Source organism: Terrabacter ginsenosidimutans, from assembly GCF_039539425.1.
Taxonomy (GTDB): Bacteria; Actinomycetota; Actinomycetes; order Actinomycetales; family Dermatophilaceae; genus Terrabacter; species Terrabacter ginsenosidimutans.
Genome location: NZ_BAABDC010000002.1, coordinates 877,759 through 902,404, shown reverse-complemented (window position 1 = coordinate 902,404; position 24,646 = coordinate 877,759). Strand labels below are relative to the sequence as shown.

The window sequence follows — 24,646 nt, the reverse complement described above, 5'->3', positions numbered from 1 at the left end:
GCCTCCGAAGAGGAACGACGAGCTGCTCTGCGAGCATGGCTCCACGAGTACAACCACCACCGACCCCACACCGCGTGCGGGAACAAGCCACCCATCACCCGCTTAACCAACCTGTCGGGTCAGTACATCTAGCTGCGCGCGAGCTGCCGTGGCCCGGTCCCGGCCAGGTCGAGGTCGACCCAGACCGGCCGGTGGTCCGATCCCGTCGCGAGGTCCCGCTCGTCGACGACGACGGCCGCTGTGCTGACGACTCGGAGGTCTCGTCCGGCGAAGATGGCGTCGAGCACGACGGTGGGCCGGTGCGCGGGGTAGGTCGCCACTCCGGCGGTCACGGCGGGGTGGAGTGCCGCGATGCGGTCGTATGCCGCGTCGCCGGGTCCTTCGTTGAGGTCCCCTGCCACGACGGCGCGGCCGTCGAGACCGCCGAGCACCACCCCGGCGTGGCGCCACCGCTCGGACGGCCGGAGGCCCAGGTGCACGCTGACGACGGTGACGGGAGGTGCGCACAGGCCGCCGCCCGCGAGGGAGACGGTTGCGGCGGCATACCCCCGCGTCCGGTCGGGGAAGCGGACGCGGAGCCGAGCACGCCTCACGTCGTGGACGACGACTCGCGGCGCCGTGAGGACAGCCGTGCCTCCGGTCCCGAGACGTCCGCGCCTCCAGACCAGGCGGCAGTCCCGCGCGAAGGGCGGGAGCCGTAGCTCGGTCGTGAGCCGGCGCGGCACCTCCTGCAGGCACAGCACGTCGGGGGCCACCGCGCGCACCACCCGGGCAGCGGCCGCGCGGTCGTCGAGCAGGTCGTGGACGTTGTAGCTCATGACGCGCAGCACGTGCCCATCACGAAGCGGCCTCGCGTCCAGCACCGGTCAGTGGTCGGCGCGCGCCAGCTCAGCGGCTCCGATGAGGCCGGCGTCGCTGCCGAGGACGGCCCGCACGATGCGGGCCTCCGGGCGGTAGCCGCGGCCCGGCAGCTGGCGACGGAAGGCCTCTCGCGCCGGCCCGATGAGCATCTCGTCGGCGGCGCTGACGCCGCCGCCGATGACGAAGAGGCCGGGGTCGAAGGCCGAGGCGAGGTTGGCCAGCCCGATGCCCAGCCACTCCCCGATGTCGGCGAGCAGCTCACGCGCCGTCGGGTCGCCTTCGCGCGCGGCCTCGGTGATGAACGGCCCGGTCAGGGCGGTGGGCTCGCCCCCGAGACGGGAGAGCAGGTCGGCCACGACCGGTGACCCGGCCTCGATCATCGCCCGGGCCTCGCGCACGAGGGCGTTGCCGCTGGCGTACTGCTCCCAGCACCCCCGGTTGCCGCACTCGCAGCGGATGCCGCCCGGCATGATCTGCATGTGGCCGAACTCGCCGGCTATGCCGTGCCGGCCGCGCTGGACGTGGCCGTCGATGATGAGCGCGCCGCCGATGCCCGTGCCCAGGGTGATGACGACGACGTGCGACTCGCCGCGAGCAGCACCGAAGCACGCCTCGGCCCAGGCTGCGGCGTTCGCGTCGTTGTCGACGGAGATCGGCAGGTCGATGCGCTGTGCGAGGGCATCGCGCAGCGGCTCGTTGCGCCAGGACAGGTGCGGCGCGAAGACGACGGTGGCGCGGTCCTCGGCGACGAAGCCTGCGGCCCCGATGCCCACGGCGACGACGTCGGCGGGGTCCACGTGTCCCAGCAGCTCCTCGACCGACTCGACGATCGTGTTCTCGACGACGCTGGGCGAGGTCGACCGGTGCGGGGTGTCGCGACGGGTGCGGTGGGTGATCGCTCCCGTCTCGTCGACGACGCCGCCGGCCACCTTCGTGCCGCCGATGTCGATGCCGATGGCGAGTCGCCTGCTCATACGCTGTCTCCCGGTCGGGTCCTGTCGGTGTCGGAAGCTGCGTCGGCGACCGGGCCGCCGGCCGTGTCACCAGCGGTGTCCGCAGCCGGGTCGGCGGGAGAGTCCGGGCCGGGTTCGCCCCGGCGCTCGCGCTGCGCGGAGGCCAGGTCGCGCAAGGCCGTGGCGGCGAAGCCGATGAAGTCGGCGACCCTGTCGATGGTGTCGGGGTTGACCTGCTGGACGAACGCGATGAGCTGGCAGACCGGGCAGACGCGGCACGCGGACGGGGTGGAGCCTCCGCACGTGCACTCACCCGCGCGGCCGTCACGTCGGCCCTCTTCCCGAGATGCCCTCTCGGAGCCCCCGACACCCCCGACGCCCCCGACGCCCGCGGCCCCGGACGGGTCACCGGTGTGACCCGCGGCGCTGCCGTGGTCGTGCGTGGCGCGGTCCGCGCGGTCGTCCCGCGACCCGCGAGACGGCATACCAGAGAGGTCGGCCCAGGTGCGTCGGGAGAGCAGGTCGACGAGCAGTGCTGCCTCCTCGGCGACGCTGCCTGGAGGTGAGGCGCCGTCAGGTGGCGAGGAGTGGGTCGCGCTCGTCGGCTGGGCCCGTTCGGGTGTCGCGTCAGGGCCGTCGGTCGGGGTCACGGTCGGTCAGGCCTCGACGCGCTTCTTCAGCTCCTTGAGCGCGGTGTCGACGATGACCTTCTCCGCCTTGCGCTTGAGGAGTCCGATCATGGGGATCTTGACGTCGACCGCGAGGCGGTAGGTCACCTTCGTGCCGTCGCCGTCCGACACCAGGGTGTAGGAGCCGTTCATCGCCTTGAGCACCTGCGCCGAGACCAGCGACCACGAGACGACGCCCGTGCCGTCCTCGACGACGTCCCACTCGTAGTCCAGGACGTAGGTGTCCTTGATGGCGCCGGCGTCGAGGGTGAACTGGACCTGGTCGGCCCAGCCGTCGCCCTCCTCCGCGAGCACGGCGACGTCTTTCACCTCGCCCGCCCACTCCGGGTAGGCCTCGAAGTCCGCGATGACGTCGAGCACCTCGCCGGGCGGGGCGTCGATGACGATGGAGGACTCGGTGCGATCGGCCATGCGCCGAAGGCTATCGCGTCGACCGCGAGGGGACGCCGCTCCGCCCGGCTGGTGCCATGGCGCGTCGGCTGCGTGCCAAGATGGAGAACGACGGCTGCCCTGCGCCGAGGGCCGGCGCGCCCGGACGCGAGGCACGCCCTGTGATCATGGTGACGTGGCCGCCGCGGTTACCGCTCGGTAAGGTGCAGCACAGTTCCGCCCCCGCTATCAGGAGTGACAGTGAAGGACAACGTCGTCGCACCGCTTGCCCCCGTCACGACGGAGGGAAGCCTCGCGGACCTCCCCGTGCGCAACGCGAAGGAGAACGCGAACGAGACCGCGTTCTCCCGCAAGACCCCCTCCGGGGGCTGGACCCACGTGACGTGGGCCCAGTTCGCCGACGACGTCTCGGCCGTGGCCCGTGGGCTCATCGCGTCGGGCATCGAGCCCGGCGACCGTGTGGCCCTCATGTCGCGCACGCGCTACGAGTGGACCCTGGTCGACTTCGCGGCATGGAGTGCCGGCGCCGTCGTCGTGCCGATCTACGAGACCTCCTCCGCCGAGCAGGTGCAGTGGATCCTCTCCGACTCCGACACCCACGTCGTCGTCGTCGAGACCGACGCCCACCGCGCCACCGTCGACCAGGTCCGGGGCGAGCTGCCGTCGCTGCGCGACGTCGTCACGATCGAGGGCGGAGGTCTGGACGCGTTGCGGGAGAAGGGTCGGGACGTCCCGGACGCCGACCTCGCCGCCCGCCGAGCCGGTCTCGACCGCGGGTCGGTCGCGACGATCATCTACACCTCCGGCACCACCGGTCGGCCCAAGGGCTGCGAGCTGACGCACGGCAACTTCCTCGACCTCGTGGAGAACGCCGTCGAGAAGCTCGGCCAGGTCGTGCTGACCGACAACGCCTCGACGCTGCTCTTCCTCCCGCTCGCCCACGTCTTCGCGCGCTTCATCGAGGTCCTCTGCGTCGCCGGCCGGGCCCGCATGGGCCACTCGGCCGACATCAAGACCCTGCTCGACGACTTCGCCGGCTTCCAGCCGACCTTCGTGCTCGCCGTCCCGCGCGTCTTCGAGAAGATCTTCAACTCCGCCGAGGCCAAGGCGTCGGCCGAGGGCAAGGGCAAGATCTTCCTTCGTGCCGCGACCGTGGCCATCGCCTACAGCGAGGCCCTCGACGCTGGCGGCCCCGGGCTCGGGCTGCGCATCCAGCACGCGGTCTTCGACCGCCTCGTCTACGGCAAGCTCCGCGCGGCCATGGGTGGTCACGTGCGCTATGCCGTGTCCGGCGGAGCCCCCCTCGGCACCCGGCTCGGACACTTCTACCGTGGCATCGGCGTCGTCATCCTCGAGGGTTACGGCCTGACCGAGACCACCGCACCCGTCGCGGTGAACACCCCCGACAAGATCAAGATCGGCACCGTCGGGCCGCCCCTCCCGGGCACCGGCATCCGGATCGCCGACGACGGCGAGATCCTCCTCAAGGGCGTCGGCGTCTTCACCCGCTACCACGACAACCCGACCGCGACGTCCGACGCCATCGTCGACGGCTGGTTCCACACCGGTGACATCGGCGAGCTGGACGACGACGGCTACCTCCGCATCACGGGGCGCAAGAAGGAGATCCTCGTGACGGCGGGGGGCAAGAACGTCGCACCCGCCGTGCTCGAGGACCGCCTGCGTTCCCATCCCCTCGTCTCGCAGTGCATCGTCGTCGGCGACCAGAAGCCCTTCGTCGCGGTGCTGCTCACGCTCGACGAGGAGATGTGGCCGCTCTGGGCCAGGAGCCACGGTGTCGAGGGAGTCTCGCTCGAGCAGGCGCGCACCCATCCGAAGGTGCTCGAAGCGCTGCAGGAGGCCGTCGACCGGGCCAACGACGCGGTGTCCAAGGCCGAGTCGATCCGCAAGTTCGCCGTGCTTCCGGGTGACTTCACGGAGGCCAACGGCTACCTCACGCCATCGCTCAAGCTCAAGCGCAACGTCGTCATGAAGGACTTCGGCGACGAGGTGGAGAAGCTCTACGCCTGACGGTCAGTGCAGCAGGTCGCGGATGCGCGCCTGCCACTGCAGCACGAGTGCCGAGCGCGTCGTGCCCATGGTCGACCTCAACGCGTCGTCGACGGCCGCCTCACGGTCGTCCAGCCGGTCGGTCGGCTCGTCGAGCCCGCCCGCGGCCGCACGGTAGAGCTGCACGACAGCCTGGGTGCCGTACCGGTCGGCCAGGGTACGAAGCGCCAGCAGCGAGAGGCCGTATGCCGTGGCCAATGTCTGCGTGGCGGGCTCGAAGGCGGCATCGGCGGGCAGCGCTCCCGGTAGTCCGGACGACCGGATCCGGTCGAGCGCCGGGGCGACGACCGTGGCCTCCGGAAGGTCGATGGGTTGGTAGGCGACGAGCTCGGCGAAACCCTCGGAGAGCCAGACGGGCACGCTGCGCGTGGTGGAGGCCCGGACCGTCACGTGGGTCAGCTCGTGGGTCATGACGACGTCGCGGCCCTCGGGTCGCAGCGACGTCCAGGCGCCGGGCACGAGGACGATCCGGTCCGCTCCTGCGTGCTCCCCCGGGGTCAGCGGGCCGTCCGTCGCGGCAGCGACCCCCCGGAGGTCGTCGGCGGAGCGGCCTAGCAGGCGTGCGGCGTCGGCGTCGCTGGCGGGAGAGATCCAGACGGCGGGGCGGGAGTTCCCCCACACAGCGGCGACGCGCGAGGCGGCCGTGCGCGCGCGGGCCACCACCTCCTCGACCCGCGACTCGGCGCCCACCGCGAGCACGAGTGACGTGGCCGAGCGGCGGACCACGAGGCCGGCGAGGTCCCACGGTTGCGGGCGCCCCGAGGGGGCGGACGCGGTGATGACGAGATCGGTCGGGCGGGAGGGGTCAGCCTTGAAGGTGAGGTCGAGGTCGAAGGTCCGGGGCGTCGCGTCGAAGCCGCGAAGCCGGTAGGTGAGGCTCGCCCTCACGTCCCACTCGACCTGTGTGCCACGGGGCGCCGGGACGGGTGCGGTCACCTCACTGACCGTGACGAGATGAAGGTTCCCGGCCTCCATCGCCCTCATGCGTTCGAAGACGGCGGACTGGGCGGTGCGCAAGGATCCGGTCGAGGCGCCGCTCACCGGCGCCAGCCACCCCGCCTCGTCCCCTCGGTCCGCCGCGGCGGCACGGGTCCTGAGCAGGTCCGTCACCGCGCGGGTGCGGGCGCCCGCCCAGGCGCTGGGGTCGATGTCGGCCGTCGCCGCCGGTGACGTGACCCGCACGGTCGGCGCCGCTGCACCGGCCGTGCCGGGAGGAACGGGAGGCGCGCTCGACCCGGCGCAGCCACCCAGCGCCAAGGTCATGGTCGTCACGAGGACGACTGCAGCCCTCACCCCACGAGGGGCACGAAGGCTCGGGCTGCACACTGCGTCATCGTGCCACGGGCGTCTCCGGCCCACGGCGGGCGGCGACGTCGGTCAGACTGCCCTGCGAGTCCGGTGGTGCGATGCGGTCTCGACCGGGTCGAGCTCGGCCCGGAGCGCGTTGGCCGTCGCCGTCGAGACGAGGCCGGCAGCGAGGAAGGCCGAAACGGCCCGCCGCTCGGCACGGTCGAGCGGTGCCGTCACGACGTCACCCTGCTCGGAGTGGGGTCCGGACGGGGCCGGACGGAGGTGCATCTCGGTGAGTGCGGTGGGAGCGGTCATGACCGTCAGGGCGGTCACCATGCAGTCTGCGCAGTGGACGTCCCGCACCGGGCAGGTCTGGCAGTCGACGAGCATCATCTCGGTCCAACCCTTCGTCTCTCGTTGCGATCTGTCATGAAAGACGCTAGGTGCCCCCACCGACAGTGCCCGCGGTCCGACCGCACAGGCGAGCGCGCTCAGAGGCACTGAAGCCCGGGCGTCCTTGCGGCACAGGACGTTGCGGGCGACCGTGCGCCCATGGTGCGTCCGCCGCGCCTCCGTGGCGTTGTCGGCGCCCCGGCATACGGTCGGGCTCATGCAAGCCATCCAGTCCACGTTCGACGACCTCGGCACCCCCCTGGCCGGTGTCACGTTCGTCGTCGTGGACCTCGAGACGACCGGGGGCACCCCCGCGCAGTGCGGCATCACCGAGATCGGCGCCGTCAAGGTGCGTGGCGGCGAGGTGCTCGGCGAGTTCCAGACACTCGTCAACCCGGCGGAGCCCATCCCGGCCTTCATCTCCGTCCTCACCGGCATCACCGACTCGATGGTCCGTGATGCCCCGCGCATCGACAGCGCACTCCCTGCCTTCCTCGAGTTCGCGGCGGGCAGCGTCCTCGTGGCGCACAACGCCGGCTTCGACATCGGGTTCCTCAAGGCCGCCGCCGCACGCACCGGGACCCGGTGGCCGGGCTTCCCGGTCCTCGACACCCTCCAGCTGGCGCGCCAGCTCGTCGTGCGGGACGAGTCGCCCAACCACCGGCTGTCCTCGCTGGCCCAGGTCTTCGGCTCTCCCACCACCCCCGACCACCGCGCGCTGCACGACGCGCGCGCCACGGTCGACGTGCTGCACGGCCTCATCGAGCGAGTGGGCAACCTCGGGGTCCACACCTTCGAGGAGCTGTCCAGCTACAGCTCCCGGGTCACGCCGTCGCAGCGACGCAAGCGGTTCCTGGCCGACCCCCTGCCGAGCGCGCCCGGGGTCTACCTCTTCAAGGACGGCAGCGACCGGGTCCTCTACGTCGGCACGAGCCGCGACATCCGCACCCGCGTGCGCAGCTACTTCACCGCCTCCGAGCAGCGCAGCCGGATGGCCGAGATGGTGCGGCTCGCGCACGTGGTCCATCCCGTCGTGTGCCAGACCGCGCTCGAGGCGCAGGTCCGAGAGCTGCGACTCATCGACGAGCACAAGCCCCGCTTCAACCGCCGGTCGAAGAACGGCCGCAGGACCATGTGGGTCAAGCTCACGCAGGAGCGCTTCCCGCGTCTGTCGATCGTCAAGCAGGTGAGGGACGACGCCGCGCACTACATCGGGCCCTTCCGCTCCCGGGTCACGGCCCAGTCCGCCATCGACGCAGTCCACGAGGTCGTGCCGTTGCGCCAGTGCACCGGCCGCCTGACGGGCCGCGGCACAGCCTGCGCCCTGGCTGACATGGGCCGCTGCGGCGCCCCCTGCACAGGCGCACAGTCCGAGGGAGACTACGCGGTCGTCGTCGCGGAGTGCCGCGCCATCTTCGCCGGCAACGCCCGCCCCACCGCGGACCTGCTCCGTGCCCGCCTCGAGGAGCTCGCGGCGCAGGAGCGTTTCGAGGATGCGGCACGGGTCCGCGACCGGTTCCTGCAGCTCGTGCGCGGAGCGGCGCGCGCCCAGCGTCTCGCCCCGCTCGTCCGGTCCCCCGAGCTCGTCGCCGCGCGCCGCAGCGACCTCGGGGGCTGGGAGCTCGTCTCGATCCGTCATGGACGCCTGGCGGGCACGGTGGTCAGCCCCAGAGGAGCCGACCCCATGCCCTACGTGCAGTCCATGCAGGCCACGGCCGAGGTGGTGCCCGCCCCCACGCCCGAGCGGCCGTCCGCGCTCACCGAGGAGACGGAGATCCTCCTTCGGTGGCTCGAGGCGCCGGGTGTGCGCATCGTCGAGCTCGACGGGTCCTGGACGTGTCCGGTCGGCGGCGCCGGCTCGGTGCGCAGCGAGCTCGAGCCCGCGGTCGCGGCCGCGCACGACGTCGTCGGCTTCGACAACGACGTGCCGAGCCCGCGCACGGGCGCGGGCTCGGGTGGCGGACGTCCTGACCGTGGGGGCACCGGTCGCCGCGGCGGCGGCCTGCGCCACGCCGGTTAGTCCCGGCTAGGGTGTCCTCGTGATCACCGCCATCGTCATGATCAGCTGCGAGGTCGACCGGATCCCCGAGGTGGCCGAGGCCGTCGCCGACATCCCGGCCGTGTCCGAGGTCTACTCGGTGACGGGCGACACCGACCTCATCGCCATGGTGCGCGTCAAGGCGCACGAGGAGTTCGCCGACGTCATCGCCGACCAGCTGAACAAGGTCGAGGGCATCGTCGGCACGTCGACGCACATCGCCTTCCGCACCTACTCCTCCCACGACCTCGAGGCAGCCTTCAGCCTCGGCCTCGAGGGCGAGTAGCCCCAGCGGCAGGCCCGTCAGCGGCGGGTGGCGGACACCCAGCGCTCGACGAGCGCCGTGGCCGCGCCACTGTCGATCGCCTGTGCTGCACGCTCCATCCCAGCGCGGAGGTCCGCGTCGAAGTCGGCCTCTGAGGATCCCGAGTCCGGCTGCGTCAGGGCGAGGGCGATGCCGGCGTTGAGCAGCACCGCGTCGCGCACTGCTCCGGTGGCTCCCGCGAAGACGTCGACGACGACGCCCGCGTTGTGCGCCGCGTCGCCGCCGCGCAGCTCCTCGATGGGGTGCAGCTCGAGCCCGAGACGAGTCGGGTCGAGCGAGCGCTCGGTGACGAGCCCGTCCCGCACCCACCACACGTGCGTCGTCGTCGACACCGTGACCTCGTCGAGGCCGTCGTCACCGCGGAAGACCGCAGCGTCCTTGCCCCGGTCGGCGAAGACGCCGGCCAGCAGCGGCGCCATCCGGGCGTCCGCACACCCCACGGCGGCATAGGTGGGCTGCGCCGGGTTGGTCAGGGGGCCCAGGAAGTTGAACGCCGTCCCGATGCCGAGGTCACGTCGCGGCACGGCCGTGTGACGGAACAACGGGTGGAAGGTCTGGGCGAAGCAGAAGGTGATGCCGGCCTCCGACGCGACCTCGACGACGCGCTCGGGAGGGAGCGACAGGTCGATGCCCAGGGCCTCGAGGACGTCGGCCGATCCCGAGGACGAGGACGCGGCCCGGTTGCCGTGCTTGACGAGCCGGACCCCCGCGGCGGCAGCGACCATGGAGGACATGGTCGAGATGTTGACCGTATGGGCCCGGTCGCCGCCGGTGCCGACGATGTCGAGGCTGGGTCCGGGCACCTCGATGCGCCGCGCGTGGGCGAGCATCTGCTCGGCGAGTCCACGCATCTCCTCGATGCTCTCGCCCTTGGCGCGCAGGCCGATGAGGAAGCCGGCCACCTGCGAGGGTGTGGCCTCCCCGGACATGATCTGCCCCATGCACCACTCGGCCCTCGCCCGGTCGAGGTCCCGACCGGCGATGAGGTCGCTGAGAACAGAGGGCCAGGTCGTCGTGTCCGGCGCCATGCGTCAGGCCGTGGGCACGCCCGAGCGCGCGAGCGTGGCGATGGCCGACGTCAGCGCGATCGGGTCGAGCGGGTGCGGGACGGCCAGGTCCGCCTGGGACCAGGCGGCAAGCCAGCTGTCCTGCGGGCGACCGGTCAGCACGACGATGGGCGGGCACTCGAAGATCTCGTTCTTGAGCTGGCGGGCCAGACCCAGTCCGCCGACCTTCGCCGCCTCGCCGTCGAGGACGAGGATGTCGAAACGCTCCGCCTCGACCGAGCTGATGACGGCGTCGGCGGTGGCGCACTCGTGCCAGCGGATCACCTCGACGTCCTTGGCGGGGCGACGGCCGACGGCCGCGCGCACCGCGTCGCGGGTCGTGATGTCGTCGCTGTAGAGCAGCACGCTGACCTTCGCCACCGGCCGCTGCGACCCGACCGTCGTCGAGAGGTCGGTGGACGGGCCCTGCGCTGCGCTGTCGTTCGAGGCGGTCATGCGCCGATGCTACCGGGGCCGCGAACGGCCCGGCGCACCGACCTCCGACCCGCGGGGCCACCGCAACCGGGCCCGTGGGAGGGTGGTTCCGGACGGCCCACGGCACGGCTGTTCAGGGTTCGTGTCGGAATGGTCACGAATCCTCTACACCCGCGCGAGAAAGAGCCCCGTAGCGGGGGGTCACTCGCACAGCCGGACAGGAATGTGGGAATAATGTCCAACGTGGCGACAGCATCGGCAGTTCCTTCAAGCGCAGTGGCAACCCCGGCCCATCACGGCCCGGCGACCCGCCCCAACATGGTTGCCGTCGGCACCATCGTCTGGCTCTCCAGCGAGCTCATGTTCTTCGCGGGTCTCTTCGCGGTCTACTTCCAGCTCCGGTCGGTCCGCGGCGACCTCTGGGCGGTTCAGACCGAGAAGCTCAACCTCCCCTTCGCGAGCGTCAACTGCCTCGTCCTCGTGATCTCCTCCGTGTGGTGCCAGCTCGGCGTCTGGAAGGCCGAGCGCGGCCAGAAGGCGCGCACCGGCAAGCTGCTCGACCTCAAGGGTTGGGGCATGCGCGAGTGGTACGTCCTGACCTACCTCTTCGGCGCCTTCTTCATCGCCGGCCAGGTGATGGAGTACTCCGAGCTCGTCCACGAGAACGTCACCCTGAGCTCCGACGCCTACGGCTCGGTCTTCTACATGGCGACCGGCTTCCACGGTCTCCACGTGACCGGCGGCCTGATCGCCTTCCTGCTCATCATCGCCCGCACGTTCACCACGAGGCGCTACACGCACGCGAACGCCACCGGCGCGGTCGTGACGTCGTACTACTGGCACTTCGTCGACGTCGTGTGGATCGCGCTCTTCGCGACCATCTACATCCTGCGCTGACCTCCGGCATGAGCGCGCGCCCGAACCCGAACCCCACCTCCATGGACGACAGGAACCCACAGTGAACGCCTTGGCCGCCCGACGCCGACACCCCGCCGCGATCGCGGTGCTGCTGCTGCTCGGCCTTCTCGTGACCGGTGGCGCCTACTCGTTCCTCGCCCCCAGGGACGCCAACGCGGCGCCGACCGTGGCCGCCGACGCCGTCGCCCAGGGCAAGGACCTCTTCATCGCCAACTGCGCCACGTGCCACGGCGTCGCCGCGCAGGGCACCAAGTCGGGCCCGTCGCTCGTCGGTGTCGGCGCAGCCTCCGTCGACTTCCAGGTCGGCACGGGTCGTATGCCGCTTGCCGGGCCGAACGTCCAGGCACCCCAGAACAAGGTGAAGTTCGACGACACCCAGATCGCCGCGCTCGCCGCCTACGTCGCCTCCCTCGGCCCCGGCCCGGCCGTTCCCGAGGAGAAGTACACGACCGTCCTCGAGCCCGGCACGCCCGAGAACAACAAGGCGATCGCCGAGGGTGGCCAGATCTTCCGCGTGAACTGCGCGATGTGCCACAACTTCGCCGGCGCCGGTGGTGCCCTGACCCGCGGCAAGTACGCTCCCGCCCTCGAGGGCACCTCGCCCAAGCACATCTACGAGGCCATGGTGTCCGGCCCGCAGTCGATGCCCGTCTTCAACGACATGAACCTCACGCCCGAGGCGAAGCAGAAGGTCATCTCCTACCTCAAGGCGCAGGAGAACGAGACCAACGTCGGCGGCCTCACGCTCGGCAACCTCGGCCCGGTGTCCGAGGGCCTCTTCGCCTGGGTGTTCGGGCTCGGCCTCCTCATCGGCTGCGCGGTCTGGCTGGGCAAGAAGGCCGCATGACCCCGCGTTGCATCGCCTCGACCACGAACGACGACAGGACCACGACCCGATGAACGACAACGAGACCACGGACCACGGGACGAGCACCTCGCTCGTGCCCGCGTCCGACGCCGGACACGATCTGCTCCCGGCGTCGCTGATCAAGGGCGTGGACCAGTTCGAGAACCCCGGTCTCCCGCCGCACGTCCACCGTGCTGCCGACGACGACCCCGCGGCGGCCAAGCGCGCCGAGCGCCAGGTCGCGACGATGTTCGGCCTGTCGATGCTCGCCACGCTCGTGTTCCTCGTCAGCTACTTCGCCATCCCCGACGAGTCGACCTTCTTCTTCCCCGGCATCGGCATCGCCAAGACGCAGAACGTCGTGCTCGGCCTGTCGCTCGGCTTCGCCATCTTCCTGATCGGCATCGGCGCCGTGCACTGGGCCAAGACGCTGATGTCCGACGAGGAGATCGTCGAGGAGCGTCATGAGCAGGCGTCGACCCCCGAGCAGCGTGCCAAGGCCGTCGCCGTCGTCAACGAAGGCGTCGCCTCCACCCAGCTCAACCGCCGCCCCCTGCTGAAGTACTCGCTCGGCGGCGCTCTGGGGCTCTTCATCCTCCCCCTCGGCCTGCAGGTTGCCGGCTCCCTCGGACCGGTCACGATCGAGGAGCTCAAGCACACGATCTGGGACCCGAAGGACAACGGCGGCAAGCCGATCCGGCTCATGCGTGACCCGGAGATGACGCCCATCCGCTTCGACGAGGTCACGAGCGGCTCGGTCTTCCACGTGATGCCCGAGACGCTGCAGAAGTACATCGACGAGGGCAAGCACGTCCTCGAGGCGAAGGCCAAGGCGGCGGTCATCCTGATCCGCCTCGACCCGGACCTGATCAAGGTGCAGAAGGCCAAGGACTGGGGTGTCGACGGCGTCGTCGCCTACTCCAAGATCTGCACCCACGTGGGCTGCGCGGTCGGCCTGTACGAGCAGCAGACGCACCACCTGCTGTGCCCGTGCCACCAGTCGACCTTCGACCTCACCGAGGACTGCGCCGTCATCTTCGGCCCGGCCAAGCGGCCGTTGCCGCAACTCAAGATCACCGTCGACGACGCGGGCTACCTCGTCGCCCCCCAGGGCTTCGCCGAGCCCGTGGGACCGAGCTTCTGGGAGCGTGCGCGATGAGCACCATCAACGACACTCGCCCCGCCGACGCACTTCGCGCCGGCGACCGCCAGGCAGACGAGCGAGCGACTGCCTCCAAGCCGCTGGGCGGCATCGCCGGCTGGATGGACGACCGCCTGGGCGGCGCCAAGGGTGTCTCCTTCCTCGCCAAGAAGGTCTTCCCGGACCACTGGTCGTTCATGCTCGGCGAGATCGCGATGTACTCGATGATCGTCTGCCTGCTGACGGGCGCGTTCCTCACCTTCTGGTTCGTCCCGAGCGCCAGCCAGGTCGTCTACGACGGCTCCTACGTCCCGCTCCAGGGCGTGACGATGTCGGACGCCTACCGCTCGACCCTCGCGATCTCCTTCGACATCCGCGGCGGTCTGCTCATCCGGCAGATCCACCACTGGGCGGCGCTGATCTTCGTCGTCTCGGTCTTCGTGCACATGGCCCGTGTGTTCTTCACCGGCGCCTTCCGCAAGCCGCGTGAGATCAACTGGGTCTTCGGCACCATCCTGTCGCTGCTCGCCTGCATCGAGGGGTTCGCCGGCTACTCGCTGCCCGACGACCTCCTGTCCGGCACGGGCATCCGCGCCATGAACGGCTTCATGCAGTCGGCCCCTGTCATCGGCTCCTACCTGTCGTACTTCGTCTTCGGTGGCGCCTTCCCCGGCGAGGCGATCATCCCGCGCCTCTACTCCGCGCACGTGCTGCTCATCCCGGCCATCCTGGTGGGACTCTTCACGGCCCACATCCTGCTGGTCTTCCTGCACAAGCACACGCAGTTCCCCGGACCGGGCCGCACCAACAAGAACGTCGTGGGGTACCCGCTGCTCCCCGTCTACATCGCCAAGGCCGGTGGCTTCTTCTTCATCGTCTTCGGTGTCATCGCCCTCATCTCGGCCGTCGTCACGATCAACCCGATCTGGGCCTACGGCCCGTACGACCCGTCCCCCATCACGGCCGGCTCGCAGCCGGACTGGTACATGGGCTTCGCCGACGGCGCGCTGCGCCTCCTGCCGGGGTTCCTCGAGTTCGAGGCGTTCGGCTTCACCTTCAGCATGAACATCTTCCCGGGCTCGCTCGTGCTGCTCCCCCTGATGTGGACCATCATCGGCGTCTACCCGTTCGTCGAGGCGTGGGTGACCGGTGACAAGCGCGAGCACCATCTCCTCGACCGGCCGCGCAACGCTCCGACCCGGACCGCGATCGGCATCGCCGGGATCTCCATGTACGTCGTGCTCTTCCTCGCTGCGGGCAACGACCTCATGGCGATCAAGCTGCACCTGTCGATCAACGACATCACCCAGACCCTGCGGGTGCTGTTCTTCGTGGCGCCGCCGGTGGCCTTCTGGATCACCAAGCGCATCTGCCTCAGTCTCCAGCGCGCGGACCGCCAGAAGGTCCTGCACGGACGCGAGACCGGCACCATCTGGCGCTACGCGGACGGTCGCTTCGAAGAGGTGCACGCCCCGCTGACGCCCGAGGAGCGCTGGGTGCTGGTCCAGCACGAGTCGCACGCACCGCTGCAGCTCACGGCTGCCAAGGACGCCAACGGCGTCGACAGCCCGATCGCGCGCAAGGAGCGCCTGCGAGCGAAGTTCTCGAACTTCTACTTCCGGGACCGCGTGGCGCCTCCGACCCCCTCGGAGCTCGAGGCGGCCCACCACGAGCACGACGAGCACGGCGCCACCACCGACGGTGGCCACGAGGCGATCGAGCCCGCCGGCGCCGGCCGTGAGCGCGAGACGATCAAGGCGGACAAGCAGCTCGACTGAGCGGCGGACTCGCGCGGGCGATCGAGAGGGACCTCCCACTTCGGGAGGTCCCTCTCCGCATCTGTCAGCCTGACGCCAGGCGTGGTGATTTGTCGGTTGTGAGAAGTTTCTGAGATGTCGTGGACAGCATCTGGAGGCACCACGGTCCCGCTCCCCCACTGACAAGGCAGGCGCATGCTCGACACCATCTTCGGTCTCCCGGTCCACCCGCTCATCGTCCACGCGACCACCGTGGTCGTGCCGGCCGGTGCCGTGGCCGTGCTGCTCGCAGCACTCTGGCCACGGTTCCGCCGGTGGGCGGGCTGGATGCCGCTGGCGCTGGCCCTGGCTGCCGTGGTGCTCACGCCGCTGTCGACGGAGTCGGGCGAGGCGCTGGAGCGCCACGTGGAGCACAGCGACCTCATCGAGACCCACTCGCAGCTGGCCGAGGGCCTGCTCCCCTGGGTGGTCGTCCTCGCGGTGGCAGCCGCCCTGCTCTACGTCGTGGCCCGCGGAGAGCGACGGTCGTCCGGGGTGTCGGCAGCGGACGGCGTCGGGACCACGGCGGTCACCGAGACCGCCGCTGCCTCCGAGGTCGCCGAGACCTCCGTACGGGTGGCCGCCGTTCCCCGCTGGCTCCTCGTGGGTGCCGCTGTCGTCGGCCTCGTGGCGTCGCTCGGCACAGCGACCCAGGTCGTTCGGATCGGCCACAGCGGAGCGCAGGCCGCCTGGGGCGACGCCGTCTCGCAGACCACGCCACCGTCCGGCGGTGGCGACGGCAACTGAGCACGAAGGAGCGCGTGCAGCCGCGCCGAGGACCTCATGACAGACTCGGCACATGCACCACCTGTCCGACGCCGAGTTCGAGGACGCTGTCGGTGAGGCCCTGGACTCCATCCCCCCGGAGCTCGCCCAGGCCATGGACAACGTCGTGGTGCTCGTCGAGCAGGAGCCGCCGCCGGAGGATCCGGACCTGCTCGGCGTCTACGACGGGACCCCGCTGACGGAGCGGGACGGCTGGTGGGGCGCGGGTGCCCTTCCCGATCGGATCACGATCTTCCAGGGACCCCTGGAGCGCCTCTGCACGACCGCGCAGGAGCTGCGTGAGGAGATCGCCATCACCGTCGTGCACGAGGTCGCCCACCACTTCGGGATCGACGACGCGCACCTGCACGAGCTGGGCTGGGGCTGACCGCGTCGATCGAGCCCGGAACGAGCAGTGAGTGAGCCCGGCAGCCCCTTGTCGCTCCTCGCTCTACGTCTCGCATTCGGGACGGATTGTCGGGTGCGGTGGGTGTGGCCCTTTACCTCGGACCACACCGGAGTTAACGTCTAGGTACCGTTCAACCGATCGGATGGAGGTGCGCCCCGATGTTCTCTCCCACACGATCGCACTGCGAGCCGCTCGGGCCGTGAAGGCCCGGATCGGATCGAAGGGGAAGGCCCACGGCCTTCCCCTTCGCGCTGTCCGGACCGGCGGGTCACGCGGCTAGGGTGCAGGCATGACGACCACACCAGCGCACATCGTCGTGACCGGAGCCGCCGGCAAGGCCGGCCGGGCTGCTGTCGCGGACCTGCTCGAGCACGGCTACCAGGTCCTCGCCACCGACCTCCCCGCTGCACCGGACGGGATCGACACGGCATACCTCAGGGCGGACCTGACCGACCACGGACAGGTCGTCGACGTCCTCGCCGGTGCGGACGCCGTGGTGCACCTGGCCAACATCCCGGCCCCGGGCCTGAGACCCGCCGCGCGGACCCTCACCGAGAACACCACGATGAACGCGCACGTCTTCCTCGCGGCCCAGACCCTGGGGCTGCGCAAGGTGGTCTGGGCCTCGAGCGAGACCACGCTGGGACTGGCCTTCGGACCCGACGCTCCCCCGCGCTACGCGCCCGTCGACGAGGACCACTACCCCTACCCCGAGTCGACCTACGCGTTGTCGAAGGTGCTCTCCGAGACGATGGCCGAGCACATCAGCACGTGGAGCGGCATTCCCTTCGTGGGCCTGCGCTTCTCCAACATCTTCACCGACGAGGACTACCGCCGGGTGCCGACGTTCCAGGACGACGTCACGGCGCGCATGTGGAACCTGTGGGGCTACATCGACGTGCGCGACGCCGCGGCATCGTGCCGCAACGCCCTGGAGGCGGACACCACCGGCTCGGTCAACGTCATCATCGCGGGCGACGACACGATCATGGAACGGCCCAGCGCCGAGCTGTTGTCCGAGGTCTTCCCGGACGTCGAGGTCCGTGGTGACCTCACGGAGCACCAGACGCTGCTGTCGAACGCCCGGGCCCGCCGGCTCATCGGCTTCATTCCGCGTCACGGCTGGCGCCGAGGCGTGCCCGCCTGACGGTCAGCGCCGGTGTCGGCTCAGCCCCGGTCAGGGCATGACGCAGGGCCCCGGTCGATGACCGGGGCCCTGCGTCGTCAGCTGGAGCTGGTGTCAGATGGAGTACTCCCCCGAGAAGGACTCGAACACCCACAGGCACACGGCGACGACGGCGAAGACTGCTCCGATGATGAAGAGCCACCAGCCGATCGCCAGGCCGGCGAACATGATGGCGCCGGAGCCGGCGAGCCACAGCGGCGTCCACGAGCTGGCGACGAAGTAGCCGTAGTTACCCTCGGCGTCCTCGATCTCACCAGCTGCGTTGTCCTCGGGTCGCAGCGGCAGCTTCTTGCCGGTCATGTAGAGGTAGAAGCCGCTGAGCGCGAACAGCAGGGCCGTGAGGATCAGCGCCGTGACGCCGATCGGCTCCTCCCACTTGGACCAGAAGCCGTACATCAGCGTGACGGGGACGAAGAAGACGAACAGGTAGAGGAAGAGCTTGGTCTCGACGCGCATCGGGGTCAGTCCTCACGCTTCTCGGTGCTGGCAGGGCTGGTGGTGGCGTGCTCGGCTCCGGCGACGTCGGCCGGGCCCATGACCTGGACGAGGGTGCCCTGGTCGGCGACGGGTGCGACGCCGGCCACGCTCTCGGGGTGGTGCAGGTCGAAGGCCGGGCGCTCCGAGCGGATTCGCGGAAGCGAGGTGAAGTTGTGCCGCGGCGGCGGGCACGAGGTGGCCCACTCGAGCGAGGCGCCGTAGCCCCACGGGTCGTCGGACTCCACGAGTGGAGCCTTGCGCCAGGTCTTCCAGACGTTGTACACGAACGGGATCATCGAGGCGCCCAGCAGGAACGAGCCGAGGCTCGAGACGATGTTGGCCGCCTGGAAGCCCTCCTCGGGCAGGTAGTCGGCGTAGCGACGGGCCATGCCCTCGACGCCGAGCCAGTGCTGGATGAGGAAGGTCATGTGGAAGCCGATGAACAGCATCCAGAAGTGGATCTTGCCGAGCCGCTCGTCCAGCATCCGGCCGGTCAGCTTGGGCCACCAGAAGTAGTAGCCGGAGAACATCGCGAAGACCACCGTGCCGAAGACGGTGTAGTGGAAGTGCGCGACGACGAAGTAGCTGTCGGACAGGTGGAAGTCGAGCGCCGGGCTGGACAGGATGACGCCGGTCAGGCCGCCGAAGAGGAAGGTGACGAGGAAGCCCAGGGCCCACAGCATCGGGGTGGCCATGACGACCTTGCCGCCCCACATGGTGCCGATCCAGTTGAAGAACTTCACGCCAGTGGGCACGGCGATGAGCATCGTCATCACCGCGAAGAACGGCAGGAGCACCTGTCCGGTGACGTACATGTGGTGCGCCCAGACGCTGGCGGAGAGGGCCGCGATGGCGATCGTGGCGAAGACGAGGGTCTTGTACCCGAAGATCGGCTTGCGCGAGAAGACCGGCAGCACCTCGCTGATGATGCCGAAGAACGGCAGCGCGATGATGTAGACCTCGGGGTGGCCGAAGAACCAGAAAAGGTGCTGCCAGAGCATCGCCCCGTTGTTCTCCGGGTCGAAGATGTGCATCCCGAAGCGCCGGTCACCACCCAGGGCGAAGAGCGCAGCCGCGAGGATCGGGAACACGAGGATCGCCAGCAGCGACGTGACCAGCACGGTCCACGTGAAGATCGGCATGCGGAACATCGTCATGCCGGGCGCGCGCAGGCAGATGATCGTCGTGATGAAGTTGACGGCGCCGAGGATCGTGCCGAAACCGGCGAGCGCCAGGCCGAAGACCCACAGGTCGCCACCGACACCCGGCGAGTAGCTGACGTCGGACAGCGGTGCGTAGGCGAACCAGCCGAACGCGGCCGCGCCCTGCGGCGTCAGGAAGCCGGCGGACGCGATGAGGCCACCGAAGAGGTAGAGCCAGTACGCGAACATGTTGAGGCGTGGGAACGCCACGTCGGGCGCCCCGATCTGCAGCGGCATCACGGCGTTGGCGAAGCCGGCGAAGAGCGGGGTCGCGAAGAGCAGCAGCATGATCGTGCCGTGCATCGTGAAGAGCTGGTTGTACTGCTCGGGGTTGTCGACGATCTGCAGGCCCGGCGCCATGAGCTCGGCGCGGATCAGCAGCGCCATCAGACCGCCGAGCAGGAAGAAGACGAACGAGGTGATGAAGTAGAGGTTGCCGATGACCTTGTGGTCGGTCGTCGTCACCCACTTCACGAACGTCTGGCCCTTGGCCAGGCGCGGACGCGCGGCCGTCATGCCCGGGGCCTGGGCCTCACGGTTGAGCGTTGCGGACGTCATCAGTTGCTCCCGGTGCGAGCTGGTGCGGGGATCTTGTTGGCGTCGCCGGGGACCATGTGCTCACGGCTGGCGTCGACGGGGATGAGGCCCTCCTGGCCGATGGACCTCAGGCGTGCCATCTCCTGGTCGTACTCGGCCTGCGGGACGACCTTGACCATGAAGAGCATCTGCGAGTGGTAGGCGCCGCAGAGCTCGGCGCACTTGCCCTGGAAGGTGCCGACCTGGGTCGGGGTGAGCTGGAACTTGTTCGTCTTGCCCGGGAGCATGTCCATCTTCATCATGAACGCCGGCACCCAGAAGCTGTGGATGACGTCGCGGGCGTTGAGGACGAACTCGACGCGCTTGTTGACGGGCAGGTAGAGCACGGGCATCTGGGCGCGCTTGCCCTCGGTACCGTCCAGCTCGGTGTGGACCCCGGTCTCGTGGACGTTGGAGTCGATGTAGTTGAAGTCCCAGCTCCACTGCTTGGCGACGACGCTGACGGTGAGGTCCTTCTTCGTGCTCGTGTCGACGAGCCTGGCCTCGTCACGAGCCGTGTAGTAGAAGAAGACGGCCACCATGAACACCGGGATGACGGTGTACAGCATCTCCATCGGCACGTTGTAGCGCAGCTGGACCGGCAGGGTCTCGTCGCCCTTGCGCTTGCGGAAGCGGATGGCGGCGTAGAGCATCAGGCCCCACGTGATGGCACCCACGGCGAGAACGGCGATCCAGCTGTTGACCCAGAGGTCTGTGACCCGCTGGCCGCTGTCGGAAACCACCGGCGGGAGGTATCCGTTGGACACCTGTCCCTGGCAACCGCTGAGGGCCAGTGCAGCGAGGCCGGCGATCCCCGCGATGCGGAGTCCCGTGCGTCGCCGCCCGGTCTCGCCTACCAGCGTCGTCACCACCGGCGAAGCCGCTGGGGTGTCTTCGTGCTCAGGCACCAGGTGCACCTTTCGTTCCGTACGTTGGCGCGCAGGGCGCGCGTCGAACGTGTTCACGTCAAACCGTCTGGGCAGCAAGGCCCACGGCGCAACCCTACCGTCCCACTTGTCACGCTGTCCGCAGGGGGCGGCTAACGTTGCGGGGTGGTCAGTCACGATCCGGGCACGAACGTTGGACCCGCCCCGTCCGGCCCGTCGGGAGGCTCCCAGCGGGCGTCCGGCGGGCTCCCGGCCGGCCGCCAGCCCCTCCCCCGTGCCGGCGCGCGTCGGCTGCTCGACGCAGCAGCCGGCCCCCTCCATCCCGTCGCCCGCGACACCCTTCTGGCCGCGGTCGACGTCGGCTGGGCCGACCCTGCACGCCTCCACGCCGAGGGCCGCCGGGCCCGTGCTCTGCTCGACAGGTCCCGGGAGGTGGTCGCCGCGGGCCTCGGCGTCCGCCCGTCCGAGGTGAGCTTCCTGCCGAGCGGACCCACGGCGCTGGCCCGGGCCGTCGACGGGCTGGCGTATGCCGCCCGCCGGCGTGGAGGTCGGACCGTGGCCTCCGCGGTGGAGCACTCCGCCGTCCTCGTCCCGGGCCGGGCGCGGGCGGCGGCGGCCGACGAGGCGTCGCTGCTGGCCGAGGTGGGCGTCGACAGGACGGGCCGGCTCGACCTCGACGCCTGGCGGAGCGCCCTGGCGGTGCCGGGCACCGTCGTGGCAGCGCTGCAGAGCGCGAACGGCGAGGTGGGCACCCGCCAGCCCCTGGCCCAGGCCCGGGAGGCGGCCGAGGCCCGCGGCATACCGCTCGTCGTCGACGCGATGGCGTCGCTGGGGCGCGACGACGTGCCGGCCGCCTGGGACGTGCTCGTTGGCGATGCCCGGTCCTGGGGTGGCCCCCCGCTCGGCATCCTCGTCGTGCGCGAAGGCGTCCGGTGGCAGTGGTCCGACGCCCGCGCCGACGTCGAGCACGGTCGCACGGACGTCACGCCCTGGGTGCCGATCGCGCTCGCTTCTGCAGAGGCCTGGCAGCAGACGGCAGCCACCCGCGCCGAGGACTCGAGGGTCGCTCGCGCCCTCGTCGACGACATCCGCGCCGCGGCCTCCACGGTGCCTGACACCGAGGTCGTCGGGGACGCCGAGGACCGCCTCCCGCACGTCGTCACCTTCTCCAGCCTCTACGTCGACGGCGAGGCCGTCGTCGGGGCCTTCGACACCGCCGGGTTCGCCGTCGCGAGCGGGTCGGCCTGCACGTCCAGCACCCTCGAGCCGAGCCACGTGCTCGCGGCGATGGGCGTCCTGACCCACGGCAACGTGCGGGTCACCCTGCCCCTGCCGGCGGTCTCCACCGGTCTGGCCGACGACGTCGCGGCCTTTGCGGCCGTCATCGACCCGACGGTCCGCGGCGTCCGCGACCAGCTCGGTGTCGGCGACCTGTGAGTGCGGACGAGGCCGTCGTCGACGCCCGCGGTGAGCGCTGCCCGCTGCCCGTGATCCGGCTGGCCCGCACCGTGGCCGAGCGGCCGGACCTCCGGCTCGTCACGGTGCTCGCGACCGACCCCGCCGCCGCCCACGACGTGCCGGCATGGTGCCGGATGCGCGGCCACCGCCTCGTCGAGGCGCGTACGGAGGCCGACCACACGGCATACGTCGTCGAGGTGGTCAGGCCCAGCACGCGGGAAGGGGCGCCCTGAGCACGGTGGGCAGGATCGCGAGGTACTCCTCGCGCGGGACCTCGCGCACACCCAACGTGGCCAGGTGCGGTGTCTGCCACTGGACGTCGACGAGACGCCGCGGGTCGCCGTCGGCGATGAGCAGGTCGCGCAGGCCGACGAGCGCGACCTTCGAGGCGTCACGGACGTGGTGGAACATCGACTCGCCGGCGAAGAGCCCGCCGATGGCGACCCCGTAGAGACCACCGACGAGCTCGCCGTCCTGCCAGGTCTCGATCGAGTGCGCCCAGCCGGCGTCGTGCAGGGCGACGTAGGCGTTGACGATCTCGGGAGTGATCCAGCGGCCGTCCCGGTCGGGCGCCGCGCACGCCTCGACGACCGACCGGAAGTCGGTGTCGACGCGCACGTCGAAGTGCGCGACCGCCTTGCGCAGCGACCGGCTGACCTTGAGCTCACGGGGCCGGAGGATGCCGCGCGGGTCGGGTGACCACCAGCCGATCGGCTCGGCCCCGTGGTCGCCGATCCCCATCGGGAAGACCCCGACGGAGTACGCCTCGAAGAGGGTGGCGACGTCGAGGTCGGCGCCGATGCCGATGAGGTCCTCACCCGGCGGCACGCGTTCGAGCGCGAAGTCCCAGGGGGTGGGCGGCGGCGGCGTGGGCACGGTCGGTTCCCGGCTCGGTGTGGGGCGCCGTCAGCGACCGGTGGACGACGGTGTCATGGCCGCGGGCAGGTCAGGTGGGGACCGATCTCGTCGGCCGACTCGGGACCGTAGGCCTCGGCCAGCCGCTCGAGGAAGCGCTCCTTGCCGAGGGCGTACTCCTGGGTGCCGACCGTCTCGATGACGTAGGTGGCCAGCATCGAGCCGAGCTCGGCGCAGCGACGGACCGGCAGTCCCACGGCGAGCCCGGTGAGGTAGCCGGCGCGGAACGCGTCGCCCACGCCCGTGGGGTCGGCCTTGCGCACCTCCCGGGCGACGCCGACCTCGACCGGCTCCTCGCCGCGGACGCGGACCGTGACGCCGTCCTTGCCGCGTGTCTTCACCTGCACGCGCACGCGGTCGGCGAGCTCGTCCTCGGTCCAGCCCGTCTTCTGGCAGGCGAGGTGGCTCTCGTACTCGTTGGTGAAGAGGTACTCGGCGCCGTCGATGAGGCGGGCGATGGTGGGACCGTCGCAGAAGGCGAGCTGCTGCGAGGGGTCGGCCGCGAACGGGATGCCCCGCGAGCGGCACTCGTCCGTGTGGCGAAGCATGGCCTCCGGGTCGTTGGCGCCGACGACGACGAGGTCGAGGCCGCCGACCCGCTGTGCGACCGGCGCGAGCTCGATGTCGCGGGCCTCGGACATGGCGCCCGCGTAGAAGGTGGCGATCTGGGCCATGTCACGGTCGGTCGTGCAGATGAAGCGCGCGGTGTGCTGGGACTCGGAGTAGTGCACCGCCCCGCAGTCGACGCCGTGCCGCTCGAGCCAGCTGCGGTAGTCGGTGAAGTCCTCGCCGACCGCGCCGACGAGCAGTGGGCGCTGGCCGAGGTTGGCCATGCCGAACGCGATGTTCGCGGCGACCCCGCCCCGTCGGACCTGCAGGTCGGACGTCAGGAACGACAGGGAGATCTTGTCGAGCTGCTCGACGACGAGGGAGTCGGCGAAGAGCCCGTCGAAGGTCATGAGGTGGTCGGTGGCGATGGAACCGGTGATGGCGATCTGCACGGGACGAACCTACCCGCCGGCGGCCTGCCTCCGACGCCGACCCGACGCCGACCCGACGCCGACCCGACGCAGACCCGAGGACGACGAAGGGCCCGACCGTGACGGTCGGGCCCTTCGGACGTGCGGTGCGCCGGAGGCGGCTCAGCTGAAGGAGTCGCCGCAGGCGCAGCTGCTGCCCGCGTTGGGGTTGTCGATGGTGAAGCCCTGCTTCTCGATCGTGTCGGCGAAGTCGATCGTGGCGCCCTCGAGGTAGGGGGAGCTCATCCGGTCGACGACGACCTCGACACCGTCGAAGTCGCGGACGAGGTCACCGTCGAGGCTGCGCTCGTCGAAATAGAGCTGGTAGATCAGGCCCGAGCAGCCACCGGGCTGGACACCGACGCGCAGGCGGAGGTCGTCACGACCCTCCTGCTCGAGCAGGCTCTTGACCTTGGTCGCCGCGACGTCCGTCAGGACGACACCGTGGGCGGGAGCCTCGGTCTGAACCTCGGCGGGAGATGCGTTCGTCTCGACACTCATGTGTTGGTCCTTCAGCTCGTGGAACATGGGTCAGAGGTGAGAACCCATGCCGCGCCGGA

General features: G+C 70.5%; 27 protein-coding genes. 13 read left to right on the top strand and 14 right to left on the bottom strand.

The annotated features are described in order from the left end of the window. Positions 1-132: integrase core domain-containing protein (locus tag ABD831_RS10265; RefSeq protein WP_344945408.1), on the top strand; the 132-nt coding region annotated here is incomplete at its 5' end. Here ABD831_RS10265 and ABD831_RS10260 read toward each other — a convergent pair. Genes ABD831_RS10260 through ABD831_RS10245 form a run of 4 tightly spaced genes read right to left on the bottom strand, consistent with a single transcriptional unit; the run spans position 129 to position 2,914 of the window. Continuing rightward, complete coding sequence (locus ABD831_RS10260; RefSeq protein WP_344945334.1) at positions 129-818, bottom strand: endonuclease/exonuclease/phosphatase family protein; 690 nt, start codon at positions 816-818, stop codon at positions 129-131. The two genes, ABD831_RS10265 and ABD831_RS10260, sit on opposite strands and share 4 nt — an antisense overlap. A 48-nt stretch (positions 819-866) precedes the next feature. After that, on the bottom strand, positions 867-1,835 hold the full coding sequence (locus ABD831_RS10255; protein WP_344945330.1) for an ROK family glucokinase: 969 nt from the start codon (positions 1,833-1,835) through the stop codon (positions 867-869). Next, positions 1,832-2,464: a hypothetical protein gene (locus ABD831_RS10250; protein WP_344945328.1), complete on the bottom strand. Its 633-nt coding sequence runs from the start codon at positions 2,462-2,464 to the stop codon at positions 1,832-1,834. The genes ABD831_RS10255 and ABD831_RS10250 overlap by 4 nt, the downstream gene beginning before the upstream one ends. A 6-nt stretch (positions 2,465-2,470) precedes the next feature. Next, the gene (locus ABD831_RS10245) at positions 2,471-2,914 is read right to left on the bottom strand and encodes an SRPBCC family protein (protein ID WP_344945326.1); all 444 of its coding nucleotides are present in this window, start codon (positions 2,912-2,914) and stop codon (positions 2,471-2,473) included. Positions 2,915-3,133: 219 nt separating this feature from the next. Between ABD831_RS10245 and ABD831_RS10240 the strand changes: the two genes are divergently transcribed. Next, complete coding sequence (locus ABD831_RS10240; protein ID WP_344945323.1) at positions 3,134-4,924, top strand: AMP-dependent synthetase/ligase; 1,791 nt, start codon at positions 3,134-3,136, stop codon at positions 4,922-4,924. A 3-nt stretch (positions 4,925-4,927) separates the two neighbouring features. On the opposite strand, the gene ABD831_RS10235 is transcribed toward ABD831_RS10240, so the two are convergent. Continuing rightward, a complete protein-coding gene (locus tag ABD831_RS10235; RefSeq protein WP_344945321.1) occupies positions 4,928-6,235 on the bottom strand; it encodes a hypothetical protein in 1,308 nt (435 codons plus the stop codon). Positions 6,236-6,340: 105 nt separating this feature from the next. After that, positions 6,341-6,646: a hypothetical protein gene (locus ABD831_RS10230; RefSeq protein WP_344945318.1), complete on the bottom strand. Its 306-nt coding sequence runs from the start codon at positions 6,644-6,646 to the stop codon at positions 6,341-6,343. Between the two features lie 217 nt (positions 6,647-6,863). Between ABD831_RS10230 and ABD831_RS10225 the strand changes: the two genes are divergently transcribed. Then, positions 6,864-8,666 (top strand): DEDD exonuclease domain-containing protein, encoded by a 1,803-nt coding sequence (locus ABD831_RS10225; protein WP_344945315.1) that lies wholly within the window; start codon positions 6,864-6,866, stop codon positions 8,664-8,666. 19 nt (positions 8,667-8,685) lie between these two features. Next, a complete protein-coding gene (locus ABD831_RS10220; RefSeq protein ID WP_344945312.1) occupies positions 8,686-8,970 on the top strand; it encodes an Lrp/AsnC family transcriptional regulator in 285 nt (94 codons plus the stop codon). A 17-nt stretch (positions 8,971-8,987) separates the two neighbouring features. On the opposite strand, the gene trpD is transcribed toward ABD831_RS10220, so the two are convergent. Then, positions 8,988-10,037, bottom strand: a complete 1,050-nt coding sequence (gene trpD, locus ABD831_RS10215; protein ID WP_344945310.1) for an anthranilate phosphoribosyltransferase — start codon at positions 10,035-10,037, stop codon at positions 8,988-8,990. 3 nt (positions 10,038-10,040) lie between these two features. After that, positions 10,041-10,511 (bottom strand): response regulator, encoded by a 471-nt coding sequence (locus tag ABD831_RS10210; protein ID WP_344945308.1) that lies wholly within the window; start codon positions 10,509-10,511, stop codon positions 10,041-10,043. A gap of 213 nt (positions 10,512-10,724) precedes the next feature. Between ABD831_RS10210 and ctaE the strand changes: the two genes are divergently transcribed. The 7 genes from ctaE to ABD831_RS10175 all read left to right on the top strand — a co-directional run bounded on the left by ctaE (position 10,725) and on the right by ABD831_RS10175 (position 17,513). Beyond that, positions 10,725-11,387, top strand: a complete 663-nt coding sequence (gene ctaE, locus ABD831_RS10205; protein ID WP_185744669.1) for an aa3-type cytochrome oxidase subunit III — start codon at positions 10,725-10,727, stop codon at positions 11,385-11,387. A gap of 61 nt (positions 11,388-11,448) precedes the next feature. Continuing rightward, complete coding sequence (qcrC, locus tag ABD831_RS10200) at positions 11,449-12,255, top strand: cytochrome bc1 complex diheme cytochrome c subunit (RefSeq protein WP_344945304.1); 807 nt, start codon at positions 11,449-11,451, stop codon at positions 12,253-12,255. Between the two features lie 49 nt (positions 12,256-12,304). Next, entirely contained in the window at positions 12,305-13,414 is a 1,110-nt protein-coding gene (qcrA, locus tag ABD831_RS10195; RefSeq protein ID WP_344945299.1) for a cytochrome bc1 complex Rieske iron-sulfur subunit, read from the top strand. After that, on the top strand, positions 13,411-15,174 hold the full coding sequence (gene qcrB / locus ABD831_RS10190; protein ID WP_344945296.1) for a cytochrome bc1 complex cytochrome b subunit: 1,764 nt from the start codon (positions 13,411-13,413) through the stop codon (positions 15,172-15,174). The genes qcrA and qcrB overlap by 4 nt, the downstream gene beginning before the upstream one ends. 174 nt (positions 15,175-15,348) lie before the next feature. After that, positions 15,349-15,939 (top strand): DUF2231 domain-containing protein, encoded by a 591-nt coding sequence (locus tag ABD831_RS10185; RefSeq protein ID WP_344945293.1) that lies wholly within the window; start codon positions 15,349-15,351, stop codon positions 15,937-15,939. Positions 15,940-15,991: 52 nt separating this feature from the next. Beyond that, entirely contained in the window at positions 15,992-16,345 is a 354-nt protein-coding gene (locus ABD831_RS10180) for a metallopeptidase family protein (RefSeq protein ID WP_344945288.1), read from the top strand. A gap of 310 nt (positions 16,346-16,655) precedes the next feature. Continuing rightward, entirely contained in the window at positions 16,656-17,513 is an 858-nt protein-coding gene (locus tag ABD831_RS10175) for an NAD-dependent epimerase/dehydratase family protein (RefSeq protein ID WP_344945285.1), read from the top strand. Between the two features lie 93 nt (positions 17,514-17,606). Here ABD831_RS10175 and ABD831_RS10170 read toward each other — a convergent pair whose 3' ends face one another. From ABD831_RS10170 to ctaC, 3 genes are read right to left on the bottom strand one after another with little or no spacing between them, the layout of a single operon-like run. After that, complete coding sequence (locus tag ABD831_RS10170; RefSeq protein WP_344945282.1) at positions 17,607-18,008, bottom strand: cytochrome c oxidase subunit 4; 402 nt, start codon at positions 18,006-18,008, stop codon at positions 17,607-17,609. Positions 18,009-18,013: 5 nt separating this feature from the next. Beyond that, entirely contained in the window at positions 18,014-19,789 is a 1,776-nt protein-coding gene (gene ctaD / locus ABD831_RS10165; protein ID WP_425582802.1) for an aa3-type cytochrome oxidase subunit I, read from the bottom strand. Next, positions 19,789-20,715: an aa3-type cytochrome oxidase subunit II gene (ctaC, locus tag ABD831_RS10160; RefSeq protein WP_344945279.1), complete on the bottom strand. Its 927-nt coding sequence runs from the start codon at positions 20,713-20,715 to the stop codon at positions 19,789-19,791. Before ctaC ends, ctaD begins: the two co-directional genes overlap by 1 nt. Positions 20,716-20,859: 144 nt before the next feature. Between ctaC and ABD831_RS10155 the strand changes: the two genes are divergently transcribed. Beyond that, positions 20,860-22,131, top strand: coding sequence for a cysteine desulfurase family protein (locus ABD831_RS10155; protein WP_344945276.1), 1,272 nt, complete (start codon positions 20,860-20,862; stop codon positions 22,129-22,131). Next, positions 22,128-22,385 carry a sulfurtransferase TusA family protein gene (locus ABD831_RS10150; RefSeq protein ID WP_344945273.1) on the top strand — a complete coding sequence of 86 codons (258 nt, stop codon included), beginning with the start codon at positions 22,128-22,130 and terminating at the stop codon, positions 22,383-22,385. Before ABD831_RS10155 ends, ABD831_RS10150 begins: the two co-directional genes overlap by 4 nt. Here the strand turns inward: ABD831_RS10150 and aat are convergent. The 3 genes from aat to erpA all read right to left on the bottom strand — a co-directional run bounded on the left by aat (position 22,354) and on the right by erpA (position 24,587). Beyond that, positions 22,354-23,028, bottom strand: coding sequence for a leucyl/phenylalanyl-tRNA--protein transferase (gene aat / locus ABD831_RS10145; protein ID WP_344945270.1), 675 nt, complete (start codon positions 23,026-23,028; stop codon positions 22,354-22,356). The two genes, ABD831_RS10150 and aat, sit on opposite strands and share 32 nt — an antisense overlap. A gap of 53 nt (positions 23,029-23,081) precedes the next feature. Continuing rightward, a complete protein-coding gene (locus ABD831_RS10140; RefSeq protein WP_344945267.1) occupies positions 23,082-24,068 on the bottom strand; it encodes a carbohydrate kinase family protein in 987 nt (328 codons plus the stop codon). 141 nt (positions 24,069-24,209) lie between these two features. Further along, complete coding sequence (gene erpA / locus ABD831_RS10135; RefSeq protein ID WP_020145450.1) at positions 24,210-24,587, bottom strand: iron-sulfur cluster insertion protein ErpA; 378 nt, start codon at positions 24,585-24,587, stop codon at positions 24,210-24,212. Positions 24,588-24,646 lie beyond the last annotated feature (59 nt).